The following is a 23,146-nucleotide window of genomic DNA, read 5'->3' on the forward strand; positions in this document are numbered from 1 at the left end:
GACGGGTTACCGGTGCGCACGGCGCACCCTACGAGAGAAGTCGCCATGGCACTGGCCAAACGCATCATCCCCTGCCTCGACGTGGACAACGGCCGCGTGGTCAAGGGCGTCAAGTTCGAGAACATCCGCGACGCCGGCGACCCGGTGGAGATCGCCCGCCGCTACGACGAGCAGGGTGCCGACGAGATCACCTTCCTCGACATCACCGCCAGCGTCGACGGCCGCGACACCACCCTGCACACGGTGGAACGCATGGCCAGCCAGGTGTTCATCCCGCTGACGGTGGGTGGCGGCGTGCGCACCGTGCAGGACATCCGCAACCTGCTCAATGCCGGTGCAGACAAGGTCTCGATCAACACCGCCGCGGTGTTCAACCCGGAGTTCGTCGGCGAGGCCGCACAGCGTTTCGGTTCGCAGTGCATCGTGGTCGCCATCGACGCCAAGAAGGTCTCGCTGCCGGGCGAAACCCCGCGCTGGGAAATCTTCACCCACGGCGGGCGCAAGCCGACCGGCCTGGATGCCGTGCTGTGGGCTTCGAGGATGGAAGAACTCGGCGCCGGCGAAATCCTCCTGACCAGCATGGATCAGGACGGCGTGAAGAGCGGCTACGACCTCGGCGTGACCCGCGCCATCAGCGAGACCGTGGGCATCCCGGTGATCGCTTCCGGTGGCGTCGGCAACCTCGAACACCTGGCCGCCGGCATCCTCGAAGGCAAGGCCGATGCGGTGCTGGCGGCGAGCATCTTCCACTTCGGCGAGTACAGCGTGCCGGAGGCCAAGGCCTACCTGGCCAGCCGCGGTATCGTGGTGCGCTGAGCCGCCTGCCGCGCTCGACCCGACGCCCGCTGCCCGCGGGCGTTTTTCATGGCGCCGATTGCCCCGTCTGGTTCGCTTCTTGCCTGCCTTGGCGTGGCGCGCGGCCGCCAGGCGGGCCGTCGATCGATCTGCTGCAGTTGCATGCGGCGTGGCGCTATCGCGTTCTGTCGCAGTGGGTTAAAACTCGCAGGTCACAAGGTGACTATGGCTGCTCGCCGGCTGTCCACTGTCAGGCTGCGCCAATCTTCCTCCCTAACTCTGGAGCTGTACTGCATGCTGAAATCCCTGCAAAAAGCCCTGCTGCTTGTCGGTCTGCTGCTGGCCGGTGGCGCACACGCCGAGCTGGACCCGGACTACAAGGTCATCCTGCTGACCGAGAACTTCCCGCCGTTCAACATGTCGGTGGACGAGAAGAACTTTGCCCGCGACGACAATATCGATGGCATCAGCGCCGACCTGACGCGTGAAGTGTTCAAGCGTGCCGGGATCAACTACAGCCTGAGCCTGCGTTTCCCCTGGGACCGCATCTACCGCCTGACCCTGGACAAGGCCAACTACGGCCTGTTCTCCACCACCTACACCGAGGAGCGCAAGCCGCTGTTCAAGTGGGTCGGCCCGCTGGCCAAGAGCGAGTGGGTGCTGCTGGCGCCGCCGGGCAGCGACATCAAGGTGGCCAGCCTGAAGGAGGCGGCCCGCTACAAGATCGGCGCCTACAAGAACGATGCGGTCAGCCAGCACCTGGAAAGCCAGAAGCTCAAGCCGATCAACTCGCTGCGCGACCAGGAGAACGTGGCCAAGCTGATGGGCGGGCAGATCGACCTGTGGGCGACCACCGATCCGGTCGGCCGCTATCTGGCGCGCCAGGAAGGGGTCAGCGGGCTGCAGGTGGTGCTGCGCTTCAACAGCGCCGAGCTGTACCTGGCGCTGAACAAGGAGACCCCGGACGAAGTGGTCGAGCGCCTGCAGAAGGCCCTCGACGAGCTGCGCAGCGAAGGCGTCGTCGAGCAGCTCACCAACAACTACCTCTGAGTCGTCGCGCCGCCGGCCGCTGGCGTGACTGTCCGCACTGGTGCGGGGTGAACATCATGCTAACCTGCGCCGCCCCGGCGGCGGCCTGCGCTCACGCCTGCCGAGGTGCTGGAGGGCCGCTGGTGCGCCGCCCGCCTCTTTTGACTGTCAAGGAAATGGATATGTTGTTGAAGCGTCTGACGATGGCGGTGCTGGGCCTGGGCCTGCTGTTTTCCGCCCTGGCCCGTGCCGAAGTGCCGGCCGACTACACGGTCGTGCTGCTGACCGAGAACTTCCCGCCCTACAACATGGCGACCAACGGCAAGAATTACGCCCGCGAGGAAAATCTCGACGGCATCGCCGTGAAGGTGGTCGGCGAGATGTTCAAGAAGGCCGGCATCCAGTACCACATGACGCTGCGTTTCCCCTGGGCGCGCATCTACAAGATGGCCCTGGAACTGCCCGGCCATGGCGTGTTCGTGGCGGCCAAGCTGCCGGAGCGGGAAAAGCTGTTCAAATGGGTCGGCCCGATCGGCCCGGACGACTGGGTGATGCTGGTCAAGGCCGACAGCCCGATCAGCCTGCTCAGCCTGGAACAGGCCAGGCAGTACCGCATCGGCGCCTACAAGGGCGACGCCATCGACGAGCACCTGCGCAAACAGGGCCTGGAGCCGCTCAGCTCGCTGCGCGACCAGGAGAACGTGGCCAAGCTGATGAACGGGCAGATCGACCTGTGGGCCACCGGCGACCCCGCCGGCCGTTACCTGGCCAAGCTGGAGGGCGTCAGCGGGCTGAAGACCGTGCTGCGCTTCGACAGTGCCGAGCTGTACCTGGCCCTCAATCCGGAAACCCCGGACGAGGTGGTCGAGCGTCTGCAGAAGGCCCTCGACCAGATGCGCGCCGATGGCACGGTGGACAAGATCTTCCAGAGCTACGTGGAGTAATTCTGGCGGACAGGAAAAACCCGGGCTTGCCCGGGTTTTTTGTGGCTGCGGCGCAGAGCCTGTTTAGGGTCTTTTGAGCTAGAGCCAGGCAAGGCGAAATTGGGCGAGGACGCGGAGTTTACGAGCTGTAAATGAGCAGTCCGAGCGCCATTTCAACGCAGCATGGCCGACGATCAAGAGATCCGAGGGCGTCAGTCGCCGCGGGTCACGCTCAGTCCCTTCAGCAGGTTGAGCGCCTGGCTCAGCTGGTAGTCGTCGTCCTGCGGGCGTGCCGGCTTCTCGCTCTTCTTGCTGCTGGGCTTGTCCGCGCCGCCGTTGCCGTTGCCCAGGTGGCCCTGCAGGTCGGCTTCCTTGATGCTCTCGTTGTCCTGCTCGCGGGTCAGCTTGGCGCGCGCCACCTCGATGTCCGGGACTATGCCCTGGGCCTGGATCGAGCGACCTTTGGGCGTGTAGTAGAGGGCGGTGGTGAGCTTCAGGGCACGGTCGTTGTTCAGCGGCAGCACGGTCTGCACCGAGCCTTTGCCGAAGCTGTCGGTGCCCATCAGCACGCCGCGCTTGTGATCCTGCAGGGCGCCGGCGACGATCTCCGAGGCCGAGGCGCTGCCGCCGTTGATCAGCACCACCAGCGGCACGCCTTCGCTGGCGTCGGCCGGGTCGGCGTTGAAGCGCAGCTCGGAGTTGGCGATCCGGCCCTCGGTGTAGACGATCAGGCCCTTCTTGAGGAAGTGGTCGGTGACCTCCACCGCCGCCTGCAGCACGCCGCCGGGGTTGTTGCGCAGGTCGAGGACCAGGCCGCGCAGCTTGCCGCCGTTGTCCTTGCGCAGCTTGGCCAGGGCCTTGCCGACTTCCTCGCCGGTGTTGATCTGGAACTGGGTGATGCGCAGCAGGCCGTAGCCGTCTTCGAGCAGCTGGCTCTTCACGCTCTTGACCTTGATCACCGCGCGGGTCAGCTCCACATCGAACGGCTGGCCGCCTTCGCGCACCAGGGTCAGAACGATCTTGCTGCCGGCCTTGCCGCGCATCTTGTCCACCGCTTCCATCAGCGACAGGCCCTTGGTCGGCTGGCCGTCGATCTTGAAGATCAGGTCGCCGGGCTGGATGCCGGCGCGCGAGGCCGGGGTGTCGTCGATCGGCGTGACCACCTTGAGGAAGCTGTCTTCCACGCCGACTTCGATGCCCAGGCCGCCGAATTCGCCGCTGGTGCTTTCCTGCAGTTCGGCGAAGGCTTCCGGCTCCAGGTAGGCGGAGTGCGGGTCGAGGTTGCTGAGCATGCCCTTGATGGCGTTTTCCAGCAGGGTCTTGTCGTCCACCGGCTCGACATAGGCCGACTTGATGCGGTCCATCACCTCGGCGAAGGTGCGCAGTTCATCCAGCGGCAAGGGCGCCTTGGCGTTTTCCACCGGGGCCGCCACCGGCTCGGGCGCGGCCTGCAGGGCAGGGCTGCCCGCCAGCAGGCCGAGGGCCAGGGCGAGAGGGGTGAGGCGGTGGAAATGCGACATGTGAACTCCCAGGAATAATTGCGGGCGGCGCTCTCGGGCGGTCAGCCGCGGCACCACTGTGCGGGATCGCTCGGGCGACCCTGCTGGCGAATGGCGAAATACAGGGCGGGCGTGTCCTGCCCGCCGCTGGTGCCGACGGTGGCGATCGATTCGCCGGCCTTGACGATGTCGCCGGCTTCCTTGAGCAGGCTCTGGTTGTGGCCGTACAGGCTCAGGTAGCCGTTGCCGTGATCGAGGATGACCAGAAGCCCGGCGCCGCGCAACCAGTCGGCGAACACCACCCGCCCGCCATGCACGGCATGCACCTGGCTGCCGGCGCTGGCACCGATCAGCACGCCATCCCACTTGGTGCGGGCATCGCCGCCGCGCGGCGTGCCGTAGCGCGCCACCACCCGGCCGTTGACCGGCCACGGCAGCTTGCCCTTGGCCTTGGCGAAGGGGCCGCCATAGCTGGCGCCGCTGTTGCTCACCGCCGGGCCGAGGGCCAGCGGCTGGCTGTTCGGCTGGCGTGCCTGCTGCTGTTCGAGCAGGGCCAGGCGCTGTGCTTCTGCCGCCTCGCGGGCCTGGCGGGCGAGGGTTGCCTCGATGGTCTTGAGCACGCGGGTCAGTTCGGCCTGTTCCTGCTGGCGTGCCTTGAGCTTGTGGTCGCCGGCGCTGTACTGCTTGTTCAGCTTGGCCAGGGCCTGCTGGCGCTCCTTGCGCGCTTCGGCGAGCTGCTCGCGGCGGCTGTCCAGGGCGCTTTTCTGCTCGCCCAGCTGGGCCTGCTGGCTGGCGATGTCGCTTTCGATGTTGGCCAACTGGCGCAGGGTTTCGTTGAACGCGGCCAGCTGCTCCAGGCGCGCCTGGCCGAGGTAGTCGTAGTAGGTGAGGGTGCGCGAGAACTTTTCCGGCTGCTGCTGGTTGAGCAGCAGGCGCAGCGGCTCCTGCTGGCCGCCCTGGTAGGCCGCACGGGCCTGGATGCCGATCAGGCGTTGCTGTTCAAGGCGCGATTGCTGGAGTTTTTTTTTCTCCTGGTCGAGGCGCTGCAACTCCTGCTCGCTCTTGTTCATCTCCTGCTGCAGGCCCTTGACCTGCTTCTCCAGCTGACCCATCTCGCTTTCGGTACGCTTGAGGTCCTTCTGCACGCCGGATTTTTCTTTCTGCAGCTGTTCGAGCAGCTTCTTCAGCTCGGCGACATCGGCGCGCGCGGCTTCCAGCTGTTTCTGGGCGTCGGCTTTCTCGTCGGCGAAGGCGGCCGGGACGAGCAGGCTGGTCAGGACTATCAGGGCGAGGGCGCGAAACATGGGCTGTGCAGCACCTGGAGCGGGGAGTCGGCCTAGTATGCCCGTCGCGCCGCGCAAAAAAAACGCCCGCCGACGAGAGCCGGCAGGCGTTTCGCGACGCAGGGCGCTTTATTTCAGGCTGATGATGCTGGTACCGGTCATTTCCGCCGGGATCGGCATCCCCATCAGGGTCAGCAGGGTCGGCGCCACGTCGGCCAGCACGCCGCCTTCACGGATGGTCGCCGGGCGCTTGCCGACATAGATGAACGGCACCGGCTCGCAGGTGTGCGCGGTGTGCGCCTGGCCGGTGCACTCGTCTTCCATCTGCTCGACGTTGCCGTGGTCGGCGGTGATCAGCGCTTCGCCACCGACCTTGTCCAGCGCGGCGACGATGCGCCCGACGCAGCTGTCCAGGCATTCCACCGCGGCCACGGCGGCAGAGAACACGCCGGTGTGGCCGACCATGTCGCCGTTGGCGTAGTTGACGATGATCACGTCATACCGCTGGTTCTCGATGGCGTCGACGATGCGGTCGGTGACTTCCGGGGCGCTCATCTGCGGCTGCAGGTCGTAGGTGGCGACGTTGGGCGACGGAATCAGGATGCGCTCCTCGCCGGCGAACGGCTCTTCGCGGCCGCCGGAGAAGAAGAAGGTGACGTGGGCGTACTTCTCGGTCTCGGCGATGCGCAGCTGGGTCTTGCCATTTTTCGCCAGGTATTCGCCGAGCACGTTGGTCAGCGGTGCAGGCGCATAGGCGCTGGGCGCCGGGATGCTCGCCGCGTACTGGGTGAGCATGACGAAGCCGGCCAGTTGCGGCACGCGGGTGCGCTCGAACTCCTTGAAGTCGGGCTCGACGAAGGCGCGGGTCAGCTCGCGGGCGCGGTCGGCGCGGAAGTTCATGAACACCACGGCATCGCCGTCTTCGACTTTCACCGGGGTGCCGATGGTGGTGGCCTTGACGAATTCGTCGCTCTCGCCGCGCTCGTAGGCGGCGGCCAGGCCTTGCACGGCGCTGGCGGCGTTGAACTGGCCGCGGCCTTCGACGATCAGGTGGTAGGCCTGCTCGACGCGGTCCCAGCGGTTGTCGCGGTCCATGGCGAAGTAGCGCCCGGTGAGGCTGGCGATGCGGCCCTTGCCCAGCTTGGCGAAAGTGGCGTCGAGCAGCTCGATGGACGGCTGGGCGCTCTTCGGCGGGGTGTCGCGGCCGTCGAGGAAGGCGTGCAGGTAGATCTTCTCGGCGCCGCGGCGGGCGGCCAGTTCGGCCATGGCCACCAGGTGGTCCTGGTGGCTGTGCACGCCGCCATCGGAGAGCAGGCCGAGGATATGCACGGCCTTGCCGGCGCTTACTGCCTTGTCCACGGCGCCGGTGATGGCGGCATTGTCGAAGAACTCGCCGTCGCGGATCGCTTTGGTCACCCGGGTGAAGTCCTGGTACACCACGCGGCCGGCGCCGAGGTTCATGTGGCCGACCTCGGAGTTGCCCATCTGCCCGTCCGGCAGGCCGACATCCATGCCCGAGCCGGAGATCAGGCCATGCGGTTGGGTGGCGCGCAGGCGGTCGTAGACCGGCGTGTGGGCCGCGTGGATGGCGTTGTACTCGGGATTGTCGCTGTGGCCGAAGCCGTCGAGGATGATCAGGACCAGGGGTTTGGGCGTGGCGCTCATAAAAGCTGGCTCGCTGTGCATGGGTCGAAAAAGGTCGCACATTCTACGGTCAACGGCCCGCGCCGTCACCGCCGGGCGGGGCTTGGCCGACCAGTGTGGCTGTGTATACTGGCCGGCATTTTAACGCCCTGGAACTCCGCGATGTTGGCCCACCTGATTGAATTTGCCACTAACCACTATGTACTGACCGCATGCTTCGCCTTCCTGCTGGTGCTGCTGATCGTCACCGAGCTGCGCAAGGGCGGCAAGAGCCTGTCCAGCCGTGAGCTGACCAGCCTGGTCAACGGCGAGCAGGGCCTGGTGCTGGACGTGCGCAACAACAAGGATTTCGCCAGCGGCCACATCGTCGGCGCCCTGAACATCCCCTTCGACAAGCTCGCTGGCCGCATGGCCGAACTGGACAAGCACAAGGCCAAGACCATCATCGTGGTCGATGCCATGGGCCAGCACGCCGGCAGCGTTGCCCGCGATCTGCAGAAGGCCGGCTTCACCGCGGCCAAACTGGGCGGCGGCATCGCCACCTGGCGTGGCGACAACTTGCCCGTGGTCAAGTGACATGCCCGAGATTGTGGTTTACTCCAGCGCCTGGTGCCCCTACTGCGTCCGCGCCAAGCAACTGCTGAGCAGCAAGGGTGTGGCCTTCCACGACATCAGCGTCGACGGCAAGCCCGAAGCGCGCGCCGAGATGACGCGCAAGGCCGGGCGCACCTCGGTACCGCAGATCTGGATCGGCAGCACCCATGTCGGTGGCTGCGACGACCTTTATGCCCTGGAGCGCGCCGGCAAGCTGGATGCGCTGCTGCAGGCCTGAACCCTTTCAGAAACCCGTAATAAGAAGACTTCGTCATGACTGAACAAGCAAACAACGGTGCCGCCCAAGCCGAGCAAGGGCCTCAGTTCTCCCTGCAGCGCATCTATGTGAAGGACCTGTCCTTCGAAGCGCCGAAGAGCCCGGAGATCTTCCGCCAGGAGTGGGCGCCGAGCGTCGCGCTGGACCTGAACACCCGCCAGAAGACCCTGGACGGCGACTTCCACGAAGTGGTGCTGACCCTCTCGGTGACCGTGAAGACCGGCGAAGAGACCGCCTTCATCGCCGAAGTGCAGCAGGCCGGGATCTTCCTGATCAAGGGCCTGGACGCCGCGTCCATGAGCCACACCCTCGGCGCCTTCTGCCCGAACCTGCTGTTCCCCTACGCCCGCGAGACCCTGGACAGCCTGGTGGTGCGTGGTTCCTTCCCGGCGCTGATGCTGGCCCCGGTGAACTTCGACGCCCTCTACGCCCAGGAACTGCAGCGCATGCAGTCCGCCGGCGAGGCGACCGCCCAGGCCTGAGGCTGGCGGTGATGAAAAAAGCGCCCCGCGGGGCGCTTTTTTTCTGCCTGGATTTACCTGATAGGAGCGAGCTCTGCTCGCGAAGCTTTTGCCTGGCCTGGGTTCGCGAGCAGAGCGCACTCCTACTGCATGGCGAAATCGTTCTGCCGCCAGGCCTCGTAGACCACCACGGCCACCGCATTGGACAGGTTGAGGCTGCGGCACTCCGGGCGCATCGGCATGCGCAGGCGCTGCTGGTCGGGGATCTGTTCGAGGATCTCGCTGGGCAGGCCGCGGCTTTCCGGGCCGAACAGCAGCAGGTCGCCGCGGCGGAACTGCATTTGCGCGTAGCTGTGGCTGGCTTTTGTGGTGAATGCCAATACCCTGTCGCACTGGGTCTCTGCGATGCAGTCGCTCAAGGATTGGTGGCGCTTCAAGGTCGCGTATTCGTGATAATCCAGACCGGCGCGGCGCAGGCGCTTGTCGTCCAGTTCAAAACCCAGGGGCTCGATCAGGTGTAGCTGGCAGCCGGTGTTGGCGCACAGGCGGATGATGTTGCCGGTGTTCGGCGGGATCTCGGGCTGGAACAGAACGACATGGAACATGGGGCGGGCTCGGGCAGGGCGGAGGCCGACATTCTACAGTGTGCCACCGCGTGCCGTTGAGCGCGGGGGCGGCAGACTTGCAAGGGGGCGCAGTTGGAGGACGTTACGCGAGAGAAGACCGAGGCGCACGAGCTGTCCGCCGAACAGCGCCGGCAGCTGCAGGCCCAGGCGCTGGAGGAGGCCGCGGCCGCGCGCCAGGCGCACGTCGAGCGCCTGCGTCGCGGCTCGCTCTGGCTGGCCGCGGTGATCCTCATGGGCCTGCTGGTGGGGCTGATGATCGGCCGTGTGGTCAAGGGCGTGCCCAACCTGGCCAGCGTCAGGCCAACCGTGCAGGCCGTGGTCGCCGCGCGGGTCCTCGAGGTGCGGCCGCAGCATGACGGCCGCGGCCTGGTGCTGCAGATCCTGCTGGATCGCCCGTTGCCTTACCGGCGCAGCGAGGAAAGCGGCGCGGTGAGCCTGCGCCTGCCGGGCGCGCAGCTGGCCGGCGCGGCGCAGCGCGGCCGCGTCCAGGCGCACGGGCGCAGCCTGTCCTGGCGGGTCGAGAACCGTGGCGCGGATGTGCAGGTGCTGCTGGTCGGCCTGGGCGAGCGCCTCGAGGTGCGCGAGCGCCTGGAGGCGGCCGGCGAGCACTGGCTGCTGCGGATCGAGGTGCCGCTGGCGCCGCCGGCCAAGTGAGGCGCCGGAAAGCACAAAGGCCACCCGCGAGGGTGGCCTTTGTGTTGGGCTGGTAAAAGAGGGGAATCCCCGGCCTGCCTGTACCAAGGTCCCCGAAACTGGGATTGCTAGAGTCTATGCAGGCTGTGTGCCAGTTTTATTACGACGGCCGCAGGCCTTGTGAATACTGGGTTGCAGCGCTTCCCGGCGGTTCGCTGCGGGCGCTGGCGGGGCCGCGAGTGAACCGCGGCTGTGCACCGGGGCGAGGCGAGTGCATTGCTCTGGCGCACTGGCCCGATTGGGCTGAAGCGGCTCCTGCGGCAGGTCTCGTGGTCGCCCCAGGCGAAGCCCGTAGGAGCGGCTTTAGCCGCGAAGCTCCGCCAGATCGGCATTGTGTGGCGCCCATGAAAAACGGGCCCGATCGGGCCCGTTTTCAGGGTGCTACCGAGCGTGCGGCTTATTCGTCGCCGTCGTCGTCATCGCCGCCGTCGACCTTCATGCCCAGTTCCTTGATCTTGCGGGTCAGGGTGTTGCGCCCCCAGCCCAGCAGCACGGCGGCATCGCGGCGGCGGCCGGCGGTGTGCTTGAGCGCGGTCTCGATCATGATCCGTTCGAACGCCGGCACGGCGCTATCGAGCAGGCTCGACTGGCCGCGGGCCAGGGACTGGTCGGCCCACTGGCGCAGGGCCTGTTCCCAGTTGGTCGCCGGGGCGCTTTCCTGGGGCTGGGTGAGCAGCTCCGGCGGCAGGTCGTCGACGTGCACTTCGCGCCCGGAAGCCATCACGGTGATCCAGCGGCAGGTGTTCTCCAGCTGACGCACGTTGCCCGGCCAGGGCAGGTGCTTGAGGTAGTCCTCGGTCTCGTTCTTCAGCAGCTTGGGCTCCACGGCCAGCTCCTGGGCGGCGCGGGCGAGGAAGTGGCGGGCCAGGGTGGGGATGTCCTCGCGGCGATCCGACAGGCGCGGGATGTGGATGCGGATCACGTTGAGGCGGTGGAACAGGTCTTCGCGGAACTTGCCGGCCTGCACCAGGGTTTCCAGGTTCTGGTGGGTGGCGGCGATGATGCGCACGTCGACCTTGACCGGGGTATGCCCGCCGACCCGGTAGAACTCGCCGTCGGCCAGTACGCGCAGCAACCGCGTTTGCGTATCGGCCGGCATGTCGCCGATCTCGTCGAGGAACAGGGTGCCGCCGTCGGCCTGCTCGAAGCGGCCGCGGCGCTGGTTGGCCGCGCCGGTGAAGGCGCCTTTCTCGTGGCCGAACAGCTCGGATTCCATCAGGTCCTTGGGAATCGCCGCCATGTTCAGCGCGATGAACGGCGAGGCGGCGCGCGGGCTGTGGCGGTGCAGGGCGTGGGCGACCAGTTCCTTGCCGGTGCCCGACTCGCCGTTGATCAGCACGGTGATATTGGAGTGACTCAAACGGCCAATCGCGCGGAACACCTCCTGCATGGCCGGCGCTTCGCCGATGATTTCCGGGGTGGCGGCCTGCTCGATCGGTACGGCCAGGCCCTGCTGCTCCTGGGCGTGCTGGTTGGCGCGCTTGACCAGGGACACCGCCTCGTCGACGTCGAACGGCTTGGGCAGGTACTCGAAGGCGCCGCCCTGGTAGGAGGCCACGGCGCTGTCCAGGTCGGAGTGCGCGGTCATGATGATCACCGGCAGGCGCGGGTGCAGGTCGCGAATGCGCGCCAGCAATTCCAGGCCGCTGGCGCCCGGCATGCGGATGTCGGAGATGATCACGTCCGGCTGCTGGCGGGCGAGACGGCTGAGCACGCCGTCGGCGCTGTCGAAACTCTGGGTGGTCATGCCTTCCTGCTGCAGGGCCTTCTCCAGCACCCAGCGGATGGAACGGTCGTCATCGACAATCCAGACGGTTTCACTGCGGCTCATGACTAACAGGCTCCTTGTTCCAGGGGCAGGAAGATCGAGAACACGGTATGGCCGGGGTGGCTCTCGCACTCGATCAGCCCCTGGTGCTGACTGATGATGTTCTGGGTAATGGCCAGGCCCAGCCCGGTACCGTCCGGACGGCCGCTGACCATGGGATAGAAGATGGTTTCCTGCAGCTCGGCGGGAATGCCCGGGCCGTTGTCGATGATCTCCACCTTGACCACCAGGCGGTGGCGGGTGTGGCCGATGGTGAACTGGCGCAGGGTGCGGGTGCGCAGGCTGATGCGGCCCAGGCGCAGGTCGCTCTGCCCGGCCAGCGCCTGCATGGCGTTGCGCACGATATTGAGCACGGCCTGGATCATCTGCTCGCGGTCGATCAGCACATCGGGGATGCTCGGGTCGTAGTCGCGCACCAGGGTGATGCTGCCCTGGCATTCGGCCTCGATCAGGCTGCTGACCCGCTCCAGCACCTCGTGGATATTGGTCATGGCGAGGCTCGGCAGCTTGTTCGAGCCGAGCATGCGGTCGACCAGGTTACGCAGGCGGTCGGCCTCCTCGATGATCACGTTGGTGTAATCCCGCAGGCTTTCTTCCGGCAGTTCGCGGGCCAGCAGCTGGGCGGCGCCGCGGATGCCGCCGAGCGGGTTCTTGATCTCGTGGGCCAGGCCGCGCACGAGCAGCTTGGTGGTTTCCTGCTTGGACAGCTGCGCCTCTTCCTTGGTGATGCGCAGCAGGCGGTCGCGCGGGTGCACTTCCAGCAGCAGCAGGGTCTGGCCGCGGTTGAGGATCGGCGTGACGGCGTAGTCCACGGTGATGGTCTGGCCGCTCAGCGAGGTGAGCAGGGCTTCGCGCTTGGTGAAGGGGTGCGCGTGCTCGACGGCCTGGCGCAGGGAGCTGAGCGCTTCCGCCGATTCGGTGAACAGTTCGCTGATGAACTGGCCGTGGCTGCGCTGGCCACTGACGGCCAGGAGCATCTCCGCCGCCGGGTTCATGTACTCAAGACGCAGGTCGTCGTTGAGCAGAATGGTGGCGGTGGTCAGGTTGTCCAGCAGCAGGCGCAGCAGTGTGTCGTTCAGGGTCATGGGCAGGCATCCGGCAATGGGCAGGAAAATGCAAGAAGCAAACCAAAGCCCCGAAAAGTTGCGTGGTTTCTGCTGGTGGCGCGGTTTTGGCTGCTTTCAGCGCAGTGTGTGGCGCGCGGGATGAACCAAAACAGGGAGAGTATAGAAATCGGTGCAGATCAATGCGTCATATTGGTGCATTGATCCGCCGGATCAGATGAAGGGGACCAGGGGGATGTCTCTGGGTTCTGCCGGTTTGTCTTTCAGCGGGCATTCCGGGCGCACGCCGTAGTCGGCTTTCTTGCACGGGTTGGCCTGGCGCTTCTGCGCTAGGGAGATGCGCTTGATGTGCACCGGCTGGCTCGGTGTGCGCTCGATGATGCGTCCGCCGGCGTCGAGGATTTCCACCGACAGCTGGTGGGTGCCGCGATCGATGTTCTCCAGCGGGAAGACCGGGCTGCGGCCGGGCTGGCCGACGGGCTGGCCGTCCATGATCAGGCGGAAGTTATGCTCCGGCAGCAGGCCGGGCTCGCTGGTGGCGGTGACGATCAGGTTGCCGGCCTGGTCGATGATGGTCGCGTCCGGCTCGGGGATGAGGATGCGTAGCACCTGGTAGGCCGGCGGCTTCGGCTCCTCCAGGGTCAGCGATACCGGTGGGCGGGTCACCTCTACGCCGTTCATGCTGTTGGACGGCGCCAGCTCGATGCGCTCGGCACGCTCGGAGGGCGGCTGGTCGGTGAACACCCGGTTGCCGTCGGCATCGATGTAGGTGTAGACGCCGGCCTGCGCGGGCAGGCCGGTAAGGCAGAGAAGCAGACAGAACAGCGGGCGATACATAAGCGTCGGGTTGCTCGCGGGGAAATGGCGGGGTTACGGGGCCGGCTTGGGGGTGGGCGTCGGCTTGGGCCGCGCCGGGCTGTTGATGCTGACCCGTTGCACGGTGAAGGTGAGGGTGGCGCTCTGCTGGATGACCTGGTCGCCGCTGAGTACCTCGACCGCCAGGCTGTGCTCGCCGCGATCGGCGTTGCTCACCTGCAGGCGGGTGACATTGCTCGGCTGGCCATGGGGTTTGCCATCCAGCAGCAGGCGCAGCCGGTGCCCCGGGATCAGGCGCGGCTCGATCTCCACGCCCACGGTGAAGGTGCCGTTGTTGGCCCGCAGCGCTTCGTCGGTGGGGATGTCGGTGAGCTGCAGTACCTGGTAGGCAGCCTGCGCGGCGGCAGGCTCGGGCGTCTCGACGACGACGCTGGGCTTTTGCGCTGGTACCGAGTTGGTTGGCGGCAGCTCGACGGATTGCGCCGCCTGGCCTTCCGGTGGCTGGTTGGTGAACACCGTGTTGCCGTTGGCATCGGTGTATTTGTAGATCTGCGCGGCGGCCGGCAGGGCCAGGGCGCAGAGCAGGCAGGCGGTGAGCAGGCGCATCGGTGTACTCCCGGGTGAGCTGGCGCTAAGCCTTGCATCTGTAGGCCTGGCTGGCAAGGGCGGGGCGCGTGCAGCGTGTTGCGGTGCAAGAAAAGACCGGGTGGGGAGCGGTGGCGGTGAGGCTGGCGGCAAGGGCGTTGTCGCGCAGAAGTCCGTTGCAGCGACGAGGGGCGGCGGCTAGGCGAAAAAAAGGCCTCCCGAAGGAGGCCTTTTCATCACGCTACCGGTTTAGACGCTGTAGTACAGGTCGTATTCCAGCGGGTGTACGAAGGTACGTACCTTGATTTCCTCTTCGCTCTTCAGCTCGGTGAAGGCTTCCAGGAAGTCCTTGCTGAATACGTTGCCCTTGAGCAGGAAGTCGTGGTCGGCTTCCAGGGCCTCCAGGGCTTCCTTCAGGCTGCCGCACACCTGCGGGATCAGCTTGGACTCTTCCGGCGGCAGGTCGTACAGGTTCTTGTCGGCCGCATCGCCGGGGTGGATCTTGTTCTGGATACCGTCGATACCGGCCATCAGCAGGGCGGCGAAGGCCAGGTACGGGTTGGCAGCCGGATCCGGGAAGCGCGCCTCGATGCGACGGCCTTTCGGGCTGGCGACGTACGGGATGCGGATCGAGGCGGAACGGTTGCGGGCCGAGTAGGCCAGCATCACCGGGGCTTCGAAGCCCGGGACCAGACGCTTGTAGGAGTTGGTCGCCGGGTTGGTCAGGGCGTTCAGCGCCTTGCCGTGCTTGATGATGCCGCCGATGAAGTACAGGGCGGTATCGGACAGGCCGGCATAGCCTTCGCCAGCGAAGGTGTTCTTGCCATCCTTGGAGATGGACATGTGCACGTGCATGCCCGAACCGTTGTCGCCGTACAGCGGCTTCGGCATGAAGGTGGCGGTCTTGCCGTAGGCGTCAGCCACGTTGTGCACGCAGTACTTCAGGGTCTGAACTTCGTCGGCCTTCTTCACCAGGGTGTTGAACTTGACGCCGATTTCGTTCTGGCCGGCAGTGGCCACTTCGTGGTGGTGCACTTCGACGACCTGGCCCATTTCTTCCAGGGCGTTGCACATGGCGGTGCGGATTTCGTGGTCGTAGTCGGACGGCGGGGTCGGCAGGTAGCCGCCCTTGACTGCTACGCGGTGGCCCTTGTTGCCGCCTTCGAAGTCAGCGTCGCTGCTCCAGGCAGCCTGCTCGGAGAAGATCTTGAACATCGAGCCGGACATGTCCGACTTGAACTTGACCTGGTCGAAGATGAAGAACTCCGGCTCCGGGCCAACGAATACGGTGTCACCGATGCCGGTGCTTTTCAGGAACTCTTCGGCACGCTTGGCGATCGCGCGCGGGTCGCGGTCGTAGCCCTGCATGGTGGACGGCTCGATCACGTCGCAGACCAGGATCAGGGTCGGCTCTTCGGTGAAGGGGTCGAGAACGGCGCTGTCGTCTTCCGGCAGCAGGATCATGTCGGAGGCTTCGATGCCTTTCCAGCCGGCCAGGGAGGAGCCGTCGAACATCTTGCCGTGTTCGAAGAAGTCTTCGTCCAGGGCGTCGCGGGCCGGCATGGTGATGTGGTGCTGTTGGCCACGAATGTCAGTGAAGCGCAGGTCTACCCACTTCACATCGTGTTCTTTGATCAGTTGAATTGCCTTAGACATGCTGTCCTCCAGGTGGAAAGAGGCGGGTTATGGGGCCGCCCCCGAATATGGTTGAAGCCGGGCGGGATAATCCGCCTGAGCGACTTGCCTCACAAGGGAGCAATTAGTGTGCCAGTGCACGGGAATGGGCGCCACGCCTGAAAATCAGGCGTTCCGCGGCTTGCGCCAGTTTTTCCACCCTGACGAGTGCTTCTTTTTGGTGCTCGTTTTTATCGTGGCGCACCATTTTAGGTCTTTTGCATTCTGGCGAGTTGTTTCTGGTTAAAGCTTGAGCAATTTCCGCTATAATCCGCGCCCTTCTTTTTTCGGCTGCCTGGCGTACGCGCTGTCCCATGAAACTCATCGTCAAACCCTTCGCGGAAATCACCATCAAGAGCCGGCCGGTGCGCAAGCAGTTCATCCGCCAGCTGGCGAAGAACATCCGCACGGTGCTGCGTGATCTGGACCCCGAGCTGGAGGTGCAGGGCGAGTGGGACAACCTCGACCTGATCAGCCAGGTGTGCGAGCCGAAGATCCAGGCGCAGATGTTCGAGCGCCTGCGCAACACCCCGGGCATCGCCCACTTCCTCGAAGTGCACGAATATCCCTACGTCGATTTCGATGACACCTTCGAGAAGTGCCGCGCGCATTTCGGCGCCCAGCTGCCCGGCAAGCGCTTCGCCGTGCGCTGCAAGCGTGCCGGCAATACCCATGATTTCACCTCGGTGGATCTGGCCGGCCACATCGGCAGCCGCCTGCGCCGCGAGTGCGGCGCCAGCGGCATCGACCTGAAGAACCCCGAGGCCGAAGTGCGCCTCGAGGTGCGCTACGAGCGCCTGCTGATCATCCACGCCCAGCACCAGGGCCTGGGTGGCTACCCGCTGGGCTCGATCGAGCAGACCCTGGTGCTGATGTCCGGCGGTTTCGACTCCACAGTCGCTGCTTATCAGATGATGCGTCGCGGCCTGCTGACCCACTTCTGCTTCTTCAACCTCGGCGGCCGCGCCCACGAGCTGGGCGTGATGGAAGTGGCGCACTACCTGTGGCAGAAGTACGGCAGCTCGCACCGCGTGCTCTTTATTAGCGTGCCGTTCGAGGAAGTGGTCGGCGAGATCCTCGGCAAGGTCGACAACAGCCAGATGGGCGTGATCCTCAAGCGCATGATGCTGCGCGCCGCCAGCCGCATCGCCGAAGAACTGCGCATCGACGCCCTGGTCACCGGCGAGGCGATCAGCCAGGTGTCCAGCCAGACCCTGCCCAACCTCTCGGTGATCGATTCGGCCACCGACATGCTGGTGCTGCGCCCGCTGATCGCCAGCCACAAGCAGGACATCATCGACTGCGCCACGCAGATCGGCACCGCCGAGTTCGCCAAGCACATGCCCGAGTACTGCGGGGTGATCTCGGTGAACCCGACCACCCGGGCCAAGCCGGGGCGCATCGAACACGAAGAAACCCACTTCGACATGGCCATCCTCGAGCGTGCCCTGGAGCGCGCCACACGGATCACCGTCGACCGGGTGATCGACCAGCTGGGCGAAGACCTGCAGGTGGAGATCGTTGCCGAGGCGCTACCCGGGCAGATCGTCCTCGATATCCGCCATCCGGATGCCGCCGAAGACGAGCCGCTGGTGTTGCCGGGCATCGAGGTCCAGACTCTGCCGTTCTACGCGATCAACAACCGCTTCAAGGAACTGGATGCCAATCGTCAGTACCTGCTGTATTGCGATAAGGGTGTCATGAGCCGCCTGCATGCTCACCATCTGTTGAGCGAGGGGCATGCCAATGTGCGCGTTTATCGTCCGGCATAAACAGCCGGGTTGGCTCGGTGGCAGTATCCGCCACCGCCCTCCCGACCGGCTGTTGCGCTAAAGCCGTTGCCGAACCTTTATTGCCGCCATCAGTCGCGGCCGCTGAATCCCTAATCGAGACGACACTGTGATCGAAAATCTCCGCAATATCGCCATCATCGCCCACGTCGACCATGGCAAGACCACCCTGGTAGACAAACTGCTGCGCCTGTCCGGCACCCTCGACCGCAAAGAGCTGGAATCCGAGCGCGTGATGGACTCCAACGACCAGGAAAAAGAGCGTGGCATCACCATTCTGGCGAAGAACACCGCCCTGAAGTGGAACGGCTACGATATCAACATCGTCGACACCCCCGGCCACGCCGACTTCGGCGGTGAAGTCGAGCGCGTGATGTCGATGGTCGACTCCGTGCTGCTGGTGGTCGACGCCCAGGACGGCCCGATGCCGCAAACCCGTTTCGTGACCCAGAAGGCGTTCAAGGCCGGCCTGCGTCCGATCGTGGTGGTGAACAAGATCGACCGCCCGGGCGCGCGTCCGGACTGGGTCATCGACCAGATCTTCGACCTGTTCGACAACCTCGGCGCCACCGAAGAGCAGCTGGATTTCCCGATCGTCTATGCCAGCGCCCTGAACGGCATCGCCGGTCTGGACCACGAGAACATGGACGAGCACATGGATGCCCTGTTCCAGGCCATCGTTGACCACGTGCCGGCGCCGAAAGTCGACGTCGACGGCCCGTTCCAGATGCAGATCTCCCAGTTGGACTACAACAGCTTCCTCGGCGTCATCGGCATCGGCCGCATCGCTCGCGGCAAGGTCAAGACCAACACCCCGGTGGTGGCCATCGGTGCCGACGGCAAGAAGCGTCAGGGCCGCATCCTGAAGATCATGGGTCACTCCGGCCTGCACCGCGTCGAAGTCGCCGAAGCCCAGGCCGGCGACATCGTCTGCGTCAGCGGCATGGACGAGCTGTACATCTCCGATACCCTGTGCGACATGAACAACGTCGAAGCCCTGCCGCCGCTGTCGGTGGACGAGCCGACCGTGTCCATGACCTTCCAGGTCAACGACTCGCCGTTCTGCGGCAAGGAAGGCAAGTTCGTCACCAGCCGCAACATCAAGGAGCGTCTGGAGAAGGAACTGCTGCACAACGTCGCCCTGCGCGTCGAGGAAGGTGAGTCGGCCGACAAGTTCAAGGTCTCCGGCCGTGGCGAACTGCACCTCTCGGTACTGATCGAAACCATGCGTCGCGAAGGCTTCGAGATGGCCGTCGGCCGTCCGGAAGTGGTGATCAAGGAAGTCAACGGCGAGAAGCAAGAGCCGTACGAGAACGTCATCGTCGATATCGAGGAAATCCACCAGGGTGCCCTGATGGAGCAGATGGGCCTGCGCAAGGGCGATCTGACCAACATGGTCCCGGACGGCAAGGGGCGTATCCGCCTGGAATACACCATTCCGGCCCGCGGCCTGATCGGCTTCCGTAACTCCTTCCTGACCATGACCTCGGGTAGCGGCATCCTGACCTCGACCTTCAGCCACTACGGCCCGATCAAGGTCGGTGAAGTCGGCCACCGCCAGAACGGCGTGCTGGTCTCCATGGCCACCGGCAAGGCGCTGACCTACTCCCTGGAAACCCTGCAGGACCGCGGCAAGCTGTTCCTCGAGCCGGGCCAGGACATCTACGAAGGCCAGCTGGCGGGCATCCACAGCCGCGACAACGACCTGGTGATCAACCCCACCAAGGGCAAGAAGCTCGACAACATGCGTGCCTCCGGCAAGGATGAAGTCATCGCCCTGGTGCCGCCGATCAAGTTCACCCTTGAGCAGGCCCTGGAGTTCATCGATGACGACGAACTGGTGGAAGTCACGCCGAAGTCGATCCGTCTGCGCAAGAAGTTCCTCAGCGAAACCGACCGCAAGCGTCACAGCAAGAAGTAAGTTCTAGCTGAGCTGCACCCGACGCCCCCGCAGGCCCCGCCTGCGGGGGCGTTTTCATTGGCTATGTCCCAATAGCGTGTTGCACAGGCCATCGAGCTTGAGTGGGAGCGGATTTATCCGCGATAAACAGGCAGCTCGGCGTAGGCCCTGATCGCGAATGAATTCGCTCCCACCAACAGCCAGAGCAGCCACCGCGGGCGCTTGAGCCAGACAACGGCGCGGCGTAGCAATGCGTAACAGGTACATGGCTTTTTCATTGCCGGCGGGAAAGTGCAAGGAGCAGGCCGCGTGCGGGACGGACGGCACTCCGGTGCGGTGCGGCGGGGCTAGGCTGAAAGATGCGAGCGGCCCGCCTGGGGCGGTTCGCGGGAGGTCGGCATGAAACCTGTTGAGTGGTATATCGACGGCGTGCAGTTCGGCAGCTGCAACTGCATCTACGCCTGCCCCTGCCAGTTCGAGGGCCTGCCCAGCCAGGGCCACTGCCGCGGTTTCGAGGTGTTGCGCGTCGAGCGCGGGCACTTCGCCGAGGTCGAGCTGGCCGGCCTGCAGGCGGCCATCCTGTACGCCTGGCCGGGGCCGATCTTCGAGGGCCGCGGCGAGATGCAGCTGATCATCGACGAGCGCGCCGACGCCGCGCAGCGCGCGGCCCTGAGCACGGTGCTGCAGGGCGGCGAGACCAGTCCGGGGGCCACCCACTGGTGGGTGTTCCACGCCATGAGCGAGAAGGTGCATGCGCCGCTGTTCCTGCCCATCGACTTCAGCCTGGACATCGCGGCGCGCAGCGCCCGGGTCAGCATTGCCGGGGTGCTGGAGTCCGTCGGTCGGCCGATCCTCAGTCCGGCCACCGGCGAGGAACACCGGGTGCGCATCGACATTCCCGCCGGGATCGAGTTCGAGCTGGCCGAGATCGGCCGGGCCGACACCCGCGCCCGTGCGGCCATCGAGCTGGACCTGCAGGACAGCTACGGGCAGTTCAACCGGGTATGGCACTCGCGCGACGGCGTGGTGCACGCGCCGGCGCGATGAGCCTGGAGGCCCTGCTCAAGCGCGACCGCTGGCTGGCGCTGGCGGCGCTGGGGCTGCTGTTGCTGCTGGCCTGGGGCTACGTGCTGAGCGGCGCCGGCATGGGCATGGATGCCTGGGACATGACGCGCATGCCCAGTGCCTTTGGCCTGGCCCCGCGGCCGCAGGCCTGGTCCTGGGGCTATGCCCTGCTGATGCTGGCCATGTGGTGGAGCATGATGCTGGCGATGATGCTGCCCAGTGCCGCGCCGGTGCTGCTGCTGGTGGCGGCGCTGAATCGGCGCGCCCAGCCGGGACGCCAGCCCTTCGGCAGCTGCGCCGGCTTTGTCGCCGGCTACCTGCTGGCGTGGGGCGGCTTCAGCCTGCTGGCGGTGCTGCTGCAGTGGCTGCTGATGCGCCAGGGCCTGCTCACCGCCATGCTCGGCAACACGTCCCGGCCGCTGGCCGGGGTGATCCTGCTGGTGGCCGGGGCCTGGCAGTTCAGTCCGCTCAAGCATGCCTGCCTGCACCACTGCCAGGCGCCGGTGCAGTTTCTCGTCCAGGCCCGCCAGCGCGGCTGCGGCAGCCTCTGCGCGGGGACACGGCATGGCCTGTACTGCCTCGGCTGCTGCTGGGCGCTGATGGCCCTGCTGTTTGCCGGCGGGGTGATGAACCTGTACTGGATCATCGGCCTGACCCTCTATGTCATGGCCGAGAAGCTGCTGCCGGGCGATCCCTGGCTGAGCCGCCTGGCCGGCGCCGGCCTGCTGCTCGGCGGCTGGTGGCTGCTGGCGGCCTAGCCGGCAGGGCTGGCACTTGGCCGCCATTTGACGAAGTTTTCACTTCCCGCGTGACAGGGTAGGCAGATAGGTCCGGGACTCTTCTGTCCGGCACTGGCACGAGGCAGGGGTATGGCGGCAGTTGAACGCATGGCTGGGCGCGGCAAAGGCATCGATTGGGCGGGCCTGGGCTGGATGTTCCTGTTCTTCTGGTACTTCTCCGGGGTGACTCAGCTGCTGATCCAGCTCACCGGCACCGCCGGCTTTGCCGGTTTTCGCCAGGCGTTCCTGCTCAGCGGCCTGTGGCTGGTGCCGTTGCTGCTGTTTCCCGCGCGCGCCCGTCTGCTGGCTGCGCTACTGGGCGGGGGGCTGTGGCTGTGCTCGCTGGCCGGCTTCGGCTACTTCCTGATCTACGGCCAGGAATTCTCGCAGAGCGTCATCTTCATCCTGTTCGAGTCCAACGTGAGCGAAGGCAGCGAGTACCTGGCGCAGTATTTCGCCTGGTGGATGGTGCCGGCGTTCCTCGCCTACGGCCTGGGTGCCTGGCTGCTGTGGCGCCAGGTGCGCCCGGTCTACCTGAGCCGCCCGGTGGCGCTGCTGGCCTCGCTGGCCGTGCTGTTCGCCTCGGTCGGCTACCCGGCGATCCGCCAGTTCAGCAAGCATGACAACCCGCTGACCGCCCTGGAAAACTTCGAGGAGCGCATCGAGCCGGCCACGCCCTGGCAGCTGGTGGTGGGCTATCGCCAGTACCGCGCGCAGCTGGCCAACATGCAGGCCCTGCTGGAAGGCAGCAGGCAGATCGCGCCGCTGCGCAATCTGCAGGATGTCCATGCCGGGCAGCCGGCCACCCTGGTGCTGGTCATCGGCGAATCGACCAACCGCCAGCGCATGAGCCTGTACGGCTATCCGCGGCAGACCACCCCCGAACTGGACCAGCTGCGCGACCAGCTGCAGGTGTTCGACAACGTGGTCACCCCGCGCCCCTACACCATCGAGGCGCTGCAGCAGGTGCTGACCTTCGCCGACCAGGAAAATCCCGAGGCCTACCTGAGCACGCCGTCGCTGGTCAGCCTGATGAAGCAGGCCGGCTACAAGACCTACTGGATCACCAACCAGCAGACCATCACCAAGCGCAACACCATGCTCACCACCTTCTCCAAGCAGGCCGACGAGCAGTTCTACCTGAACAACAACCGCGAGCAGAACGCCCGCCAGTACGACGGCGACGTGTTCGAGCCGTTCGCCAAGGTGCTGGCCGATGCGGCGCCGCGCAAGTTCATCGTGGTCCACCTGCTCGGTGCCCACATGAGTTACCAGTACCGCTATCCGCCAGAGTTCGAGCACTTCACCGACCGCAGCGGCGCGCCGGCCTCGGTGACCGACGACCAGCTGCCGACCTACAACAGCTACGACAATGCGGTGCGCTACAACGACCACGTGGTCGCCAGCCTGATCAAGCGCTTCGCCGCCACCGACCCGAACGGTCTGCTGCTGTACCTGGCCGACCACGGCGAGGCGGTGTTCGATGCGCCGAAGGCGGAGGTGCTGGGGCGCAACGAGGCGGCGCCGACCAGCCCGATGTACACCATCCCCTTCATCGTCTGGAACTCGCCGCGCTGGCAGGCCCAGCAGCCGCGCGATTTCGCCCGGACGCTGGGGCGGCCCTACAGCAGCGCGCACTTCATCCACACCTGGTCGGACCTGGTCGGGCTGTGTTACGCCGAGTTCGATGCCAGCAAGAGCCTGGTCAGCGCCGCGTTCAAGCCGCGTCCGCTGCTGATCGGCAACCCCGCGCAGCCGCAGAACCTGATCGACTTCAGCCTGATCAAGCCGAAGAAACCGGCCGACCTGGCGCAGAACTGA

General features: G+C 65.8%; 22 protein-coding genes. 12 read left to right on the plus strand and 10 right to left on the minus strand.

All coding sequences use genetic code 11. The features are described from left to right. The first annotated feature begins 45 nt into the window (after positions 1–45). The 3 genes from hisF to F3I16_RS03725 all read left to right on the plus strand — a co-directional run bounded on the left by hisF (position 46) and on the right by F3I16_RS03725 (position 2,768). Positions 46–816: an imidazole glycerol phosphate synthase subunit HisF gene (gene hisF / locus F3I16_RS03715; protein WP_160492383.1), complete on the plus strand. Its 771-nt coding sequence runs from the start codon at positions 46–48 to the stop codon at positions 814–816. Positions 817–1,089: 273 nt separating this feature from the next. Further along, positions 1,090–1,845: an ABC transporter substrate-binding protein gene (locus F3I16_RS03720; RefSeq protein ID WP_160492384.1), complete on the plus strand. Its 756-nt coding sequence runs from the start codon at positions 1,090–1,092 to the stop codon at positions 1,843–1,845. A 164-nt stretch (positions 1,846–2,009) separates the two neighbouring features. Next, positions 2,010–2,768, plus strand: a complete 759-nt coding sequence (locus F3I16_RS03725) for an ABC transporter substrate-binding protein (protein ID WP_160492909.1) — start codon at positions 2,010–2,012, stop codon at positions 2,766–2,768. A 191-nt stretch (positions 2,769–2,959) separates the two neighbouring features. Here F3I16_RS03725 and F3I16_RS03730 read toward each other — a convergent pair whose 3' ends face one another. The 3 genes from F3I16_RS03730 to gpmI form a co-directional block, all read right to left on the minus strand. Beyond that, positions 2,960–4,267: a S41 family peptidase gene (locus tag F3I16_RS03730; protein ID WP_160492385.1), complete on the minus strand. Its 1,308-nt coding sequence runs from the start codon at positions 4,265–4,267 to the stop codon at positions 2,960–2,962. Positions 4,268–4,308: 41 nt separating this feature from the next. Further along, positions 4,309–5,550, minus strand: a complete 1,242-nt coding sequence (locus tag F3I16_RS03735; protein WP_160492386.1) for a murein hydrolase activator EnvC — start codon at positions 5,548–5,550, stop codon at positions 4,309–4,311. A 108-nt stretch (positions 5,551–5,658) separates the two neighbouring features. Then, positions 5,659–7,194: a 2,3-bisphosphoglycerate-independent phosphoglycerate mutase gene (gene gpmI, locus F3I16_RS03740; protein WP_160492387.1), complete on the minus strand. Its 1,536-nt coding sequence runs from the start codon at positions 7,192–7,194 to the stop codon at positions 5,659–5,661. Between the two features lie 141 nt (positions 7,195–7,335). Here gpmI and F3I16_RS03745 point away from each other — a divergent pair, with 141 nt between their 5' ends. The 3 genes from F3I16_RS03745 to secB are packed head-to-tail and all read left to right on the plus strand — an operon-like array spanning position 7,336 to position 8,526. Next, complete coding sequence (locus F3I16_RS03745; RefSeq protein ID WP_160492388.1) at positions 7,336–7,749, plus strand: rhodanese-like domain-containing protein; 414 nt, start codon at positions 7,336–7,338, stop codon at positions 7,747–7,749. A 1-nt stretch (position 7,750) separates the two neighbouring features. Then, positions 7,751–8,005, plus strand: coding sequence for a glutaredoxin 3 (grxC, locus tag F3I16_RS03750; RefSeq protein ID WP_160080169.1), 255 nt, complete (start codon positions 7,751–7,753; stop codon positions 8,003–8,005). Between the two features lie 35 nt (positions 8,006–8,040). Beyond that, on the plus strand, positions 8,041–8,526 hold the full coding sequence (gene secB, locus F3I16_RS03755) for a protein-export chaperone SecB (protein ID WP_160080171.1): 486 nt from the start codon (positions 8,041–8,043) through the stop codon (positions 8,524–8,526). Positions 8,527–8,648: 122 nt separating this feature from the next. Here the strand turns inward: secB and trmL are convergent, their stop codons facing one another. Further along, a complete protein-coding gene (trmL, locus tag F3I16_RS03760; RefSeq protein WP_160492389.1) occupies positions 8,649–9,110 on the minus strand; it encodes a tRNA (uridine(34)/cytosine(34)/5-carboxymethylaminomethyluridine(34)-2'-O)-methyltransferase TrmL in 462 nt (153 codons plus the stop codon). Positions 9,111–9,203: 93 nt separating this feature from the next. On the opposite strand from trmL, the gene F3I16_RS03765 reads away from it, so the two are divergent. Next, entirely contained in the window at positions 9,204–9,785 is a 582-nt protein-coding gene (locus F3I16_RS03765; protein WP_160492390.1) for a hypothetical protein, read from the plus strand. A 436-nt stretch (positions 9,786–10,221) separates the two neighbouring features. Here the strand turns inward: F3I16_RS03765 and ntrC are convergent, their stop codons facing one another. The 6 genes from ntrC to F3I16_RS03795 form a co-directional block, all read right to left on the minus strand. Continuing rightward, entirely contained in the window at positions 10,222–11,655 is a 1,434-nt protein-coding gene (gene ntrC / locus F3I16_RS03770; RefSeq protein WP_160492391.1) for a nitrogen regulation protein NR(I), read from the minus strand. A 2-nt stretch (positions 11,656–11,657) separates the two neighbouring features. Beyond that, positions 11,658–12,737, minus strand: coding sequence for a nitrogen regulation protein NR(II) (glnL, locus tag F3I16_RS03775; RefSeq protein ID WP_160492392.1), 1,080 nt, complete (start codon positions 12,735–12,737; stop codon positions 11,658–11,660). Between the two features lie 192 nt (positions 12,738–12,929). Then, positions 12,930–13,553, minus strand: a complete 624-nt coding sequence (locus F3I16_RS03780) for a DUF4124 domain-containing protein (RefSeq protein ID WP_160492393.1) — start codon at positions 13,551–13,553, stop codon at positions 12,930–12,932. Positions 13,554–13,586: 33 nt separating this feature from the next. Further along, a complete protein-coding gene (locus F3I16_RS03785; protein WP_160492394.1) occupies positions 13,587–14,138 on the minus strand; it encodes a DUF4124 domain-containing protein in 552 nt (183 codons plus the stop codon). Between the two features lie 228 nt (positions 14,139–14,366). After that, positions 14,367–15,773, minus strand: coding sequence for a type I glutamate--ammonia ligase (gene glnA / locus F3I16_RS03790; protein WP_160488334.1), 1,407 nt, complete (start codon positions 15,771–15,773; stop codon positions 14,367–14,369). A gap of 103 nt (positions 15,774–15,876) precedes the next feature. Beyond that, a complete protein-coding gene (locus F3I16_RS03795) occupies positions 15,877–16,107 on the minus strand; it encodes a hypothetical protein (protein WP_160492395.1) in 231 nt (76 codons plus the stop codon). Between F3I16_RS03795 and thiI the strand changes: the two genes are divergently transcribed. From thiI to cptA, 5 genes are all read left to right on the plus strand, one after another. Beyond that, positions 16,106–17,563 (plus strand): tRNA uracil 4-sulfurtransferase ThiI, encoded by a 1,458-nt coding sequence (gene thiI, locus F3I16_RS03800; RefSeq protein WP_160492396.1) that lies wholly within the window; start codon positions 16,106–16,108, stop codon positions 17,561–17,563. The genes F3I16_RS03795 and thiI overlap by 2 nt on opposite strands. A 127-nt stretch (positions 17,564–17,690) precedes the next feature. Continuing rightward, entirely contained in the window at positions 17,691–19,502 is a 1,812-nt protein-coding gene (gene typA, locus F3I16_RS03805) for a translational GTPase TypA (RefSeq protein WP_160492397.1), read from the plus strand. Positions 19,503–19,880: 378 nt separating this feature from the next. Further along, positions 19,881–20,528 (plus strand): DUF1326 domain-containing protein, encoded by a 648-nt coding sequence (locus F3I16_RS03810; RefSeq protein ID WP_160492398.1) that lies wholly within the window; start codon positions 19,881–19,883, stop codon positions 20,526–20,528. After that, positions 20,525–21,304 carry a DUF2182 domain-containing protein gene (locus F3I16_RS03815; protein WP_160492399.1) on the plus strand — a complete coding sequence of 260 codons (780 nt, stop codon included), beginning with the start codon at positions 20,525–20,527 and terminating at the stop codon, positions 21,302–21,304. The genes F3I16_RS03810 and F3I16_RS03815 overlap by 4 nt, the downstream gene beginning before the upstream one ends. A gap of 111 nt (positions 21,305–21,415) precedes the next feature. Next, entirely contained in the window at positions 21,416–23,146 is a 1,731-nt protein-coding gene (gene cptA / locus F3I16_RS03820) for a phosphoethanolamine transferase CptA (protein WP_160492400.1), read from the plus strand.

The sequence above is a fragment of the Pseudomonas sp. L-22-4S-12 genome, from assembly GCF_009799935.1.
Lineage (GTDB): Bacteria > Pseudomonadota > Gammaproteobacteria > Pseudomonadales > Pseudomonadaceae > Aquipseudomonas.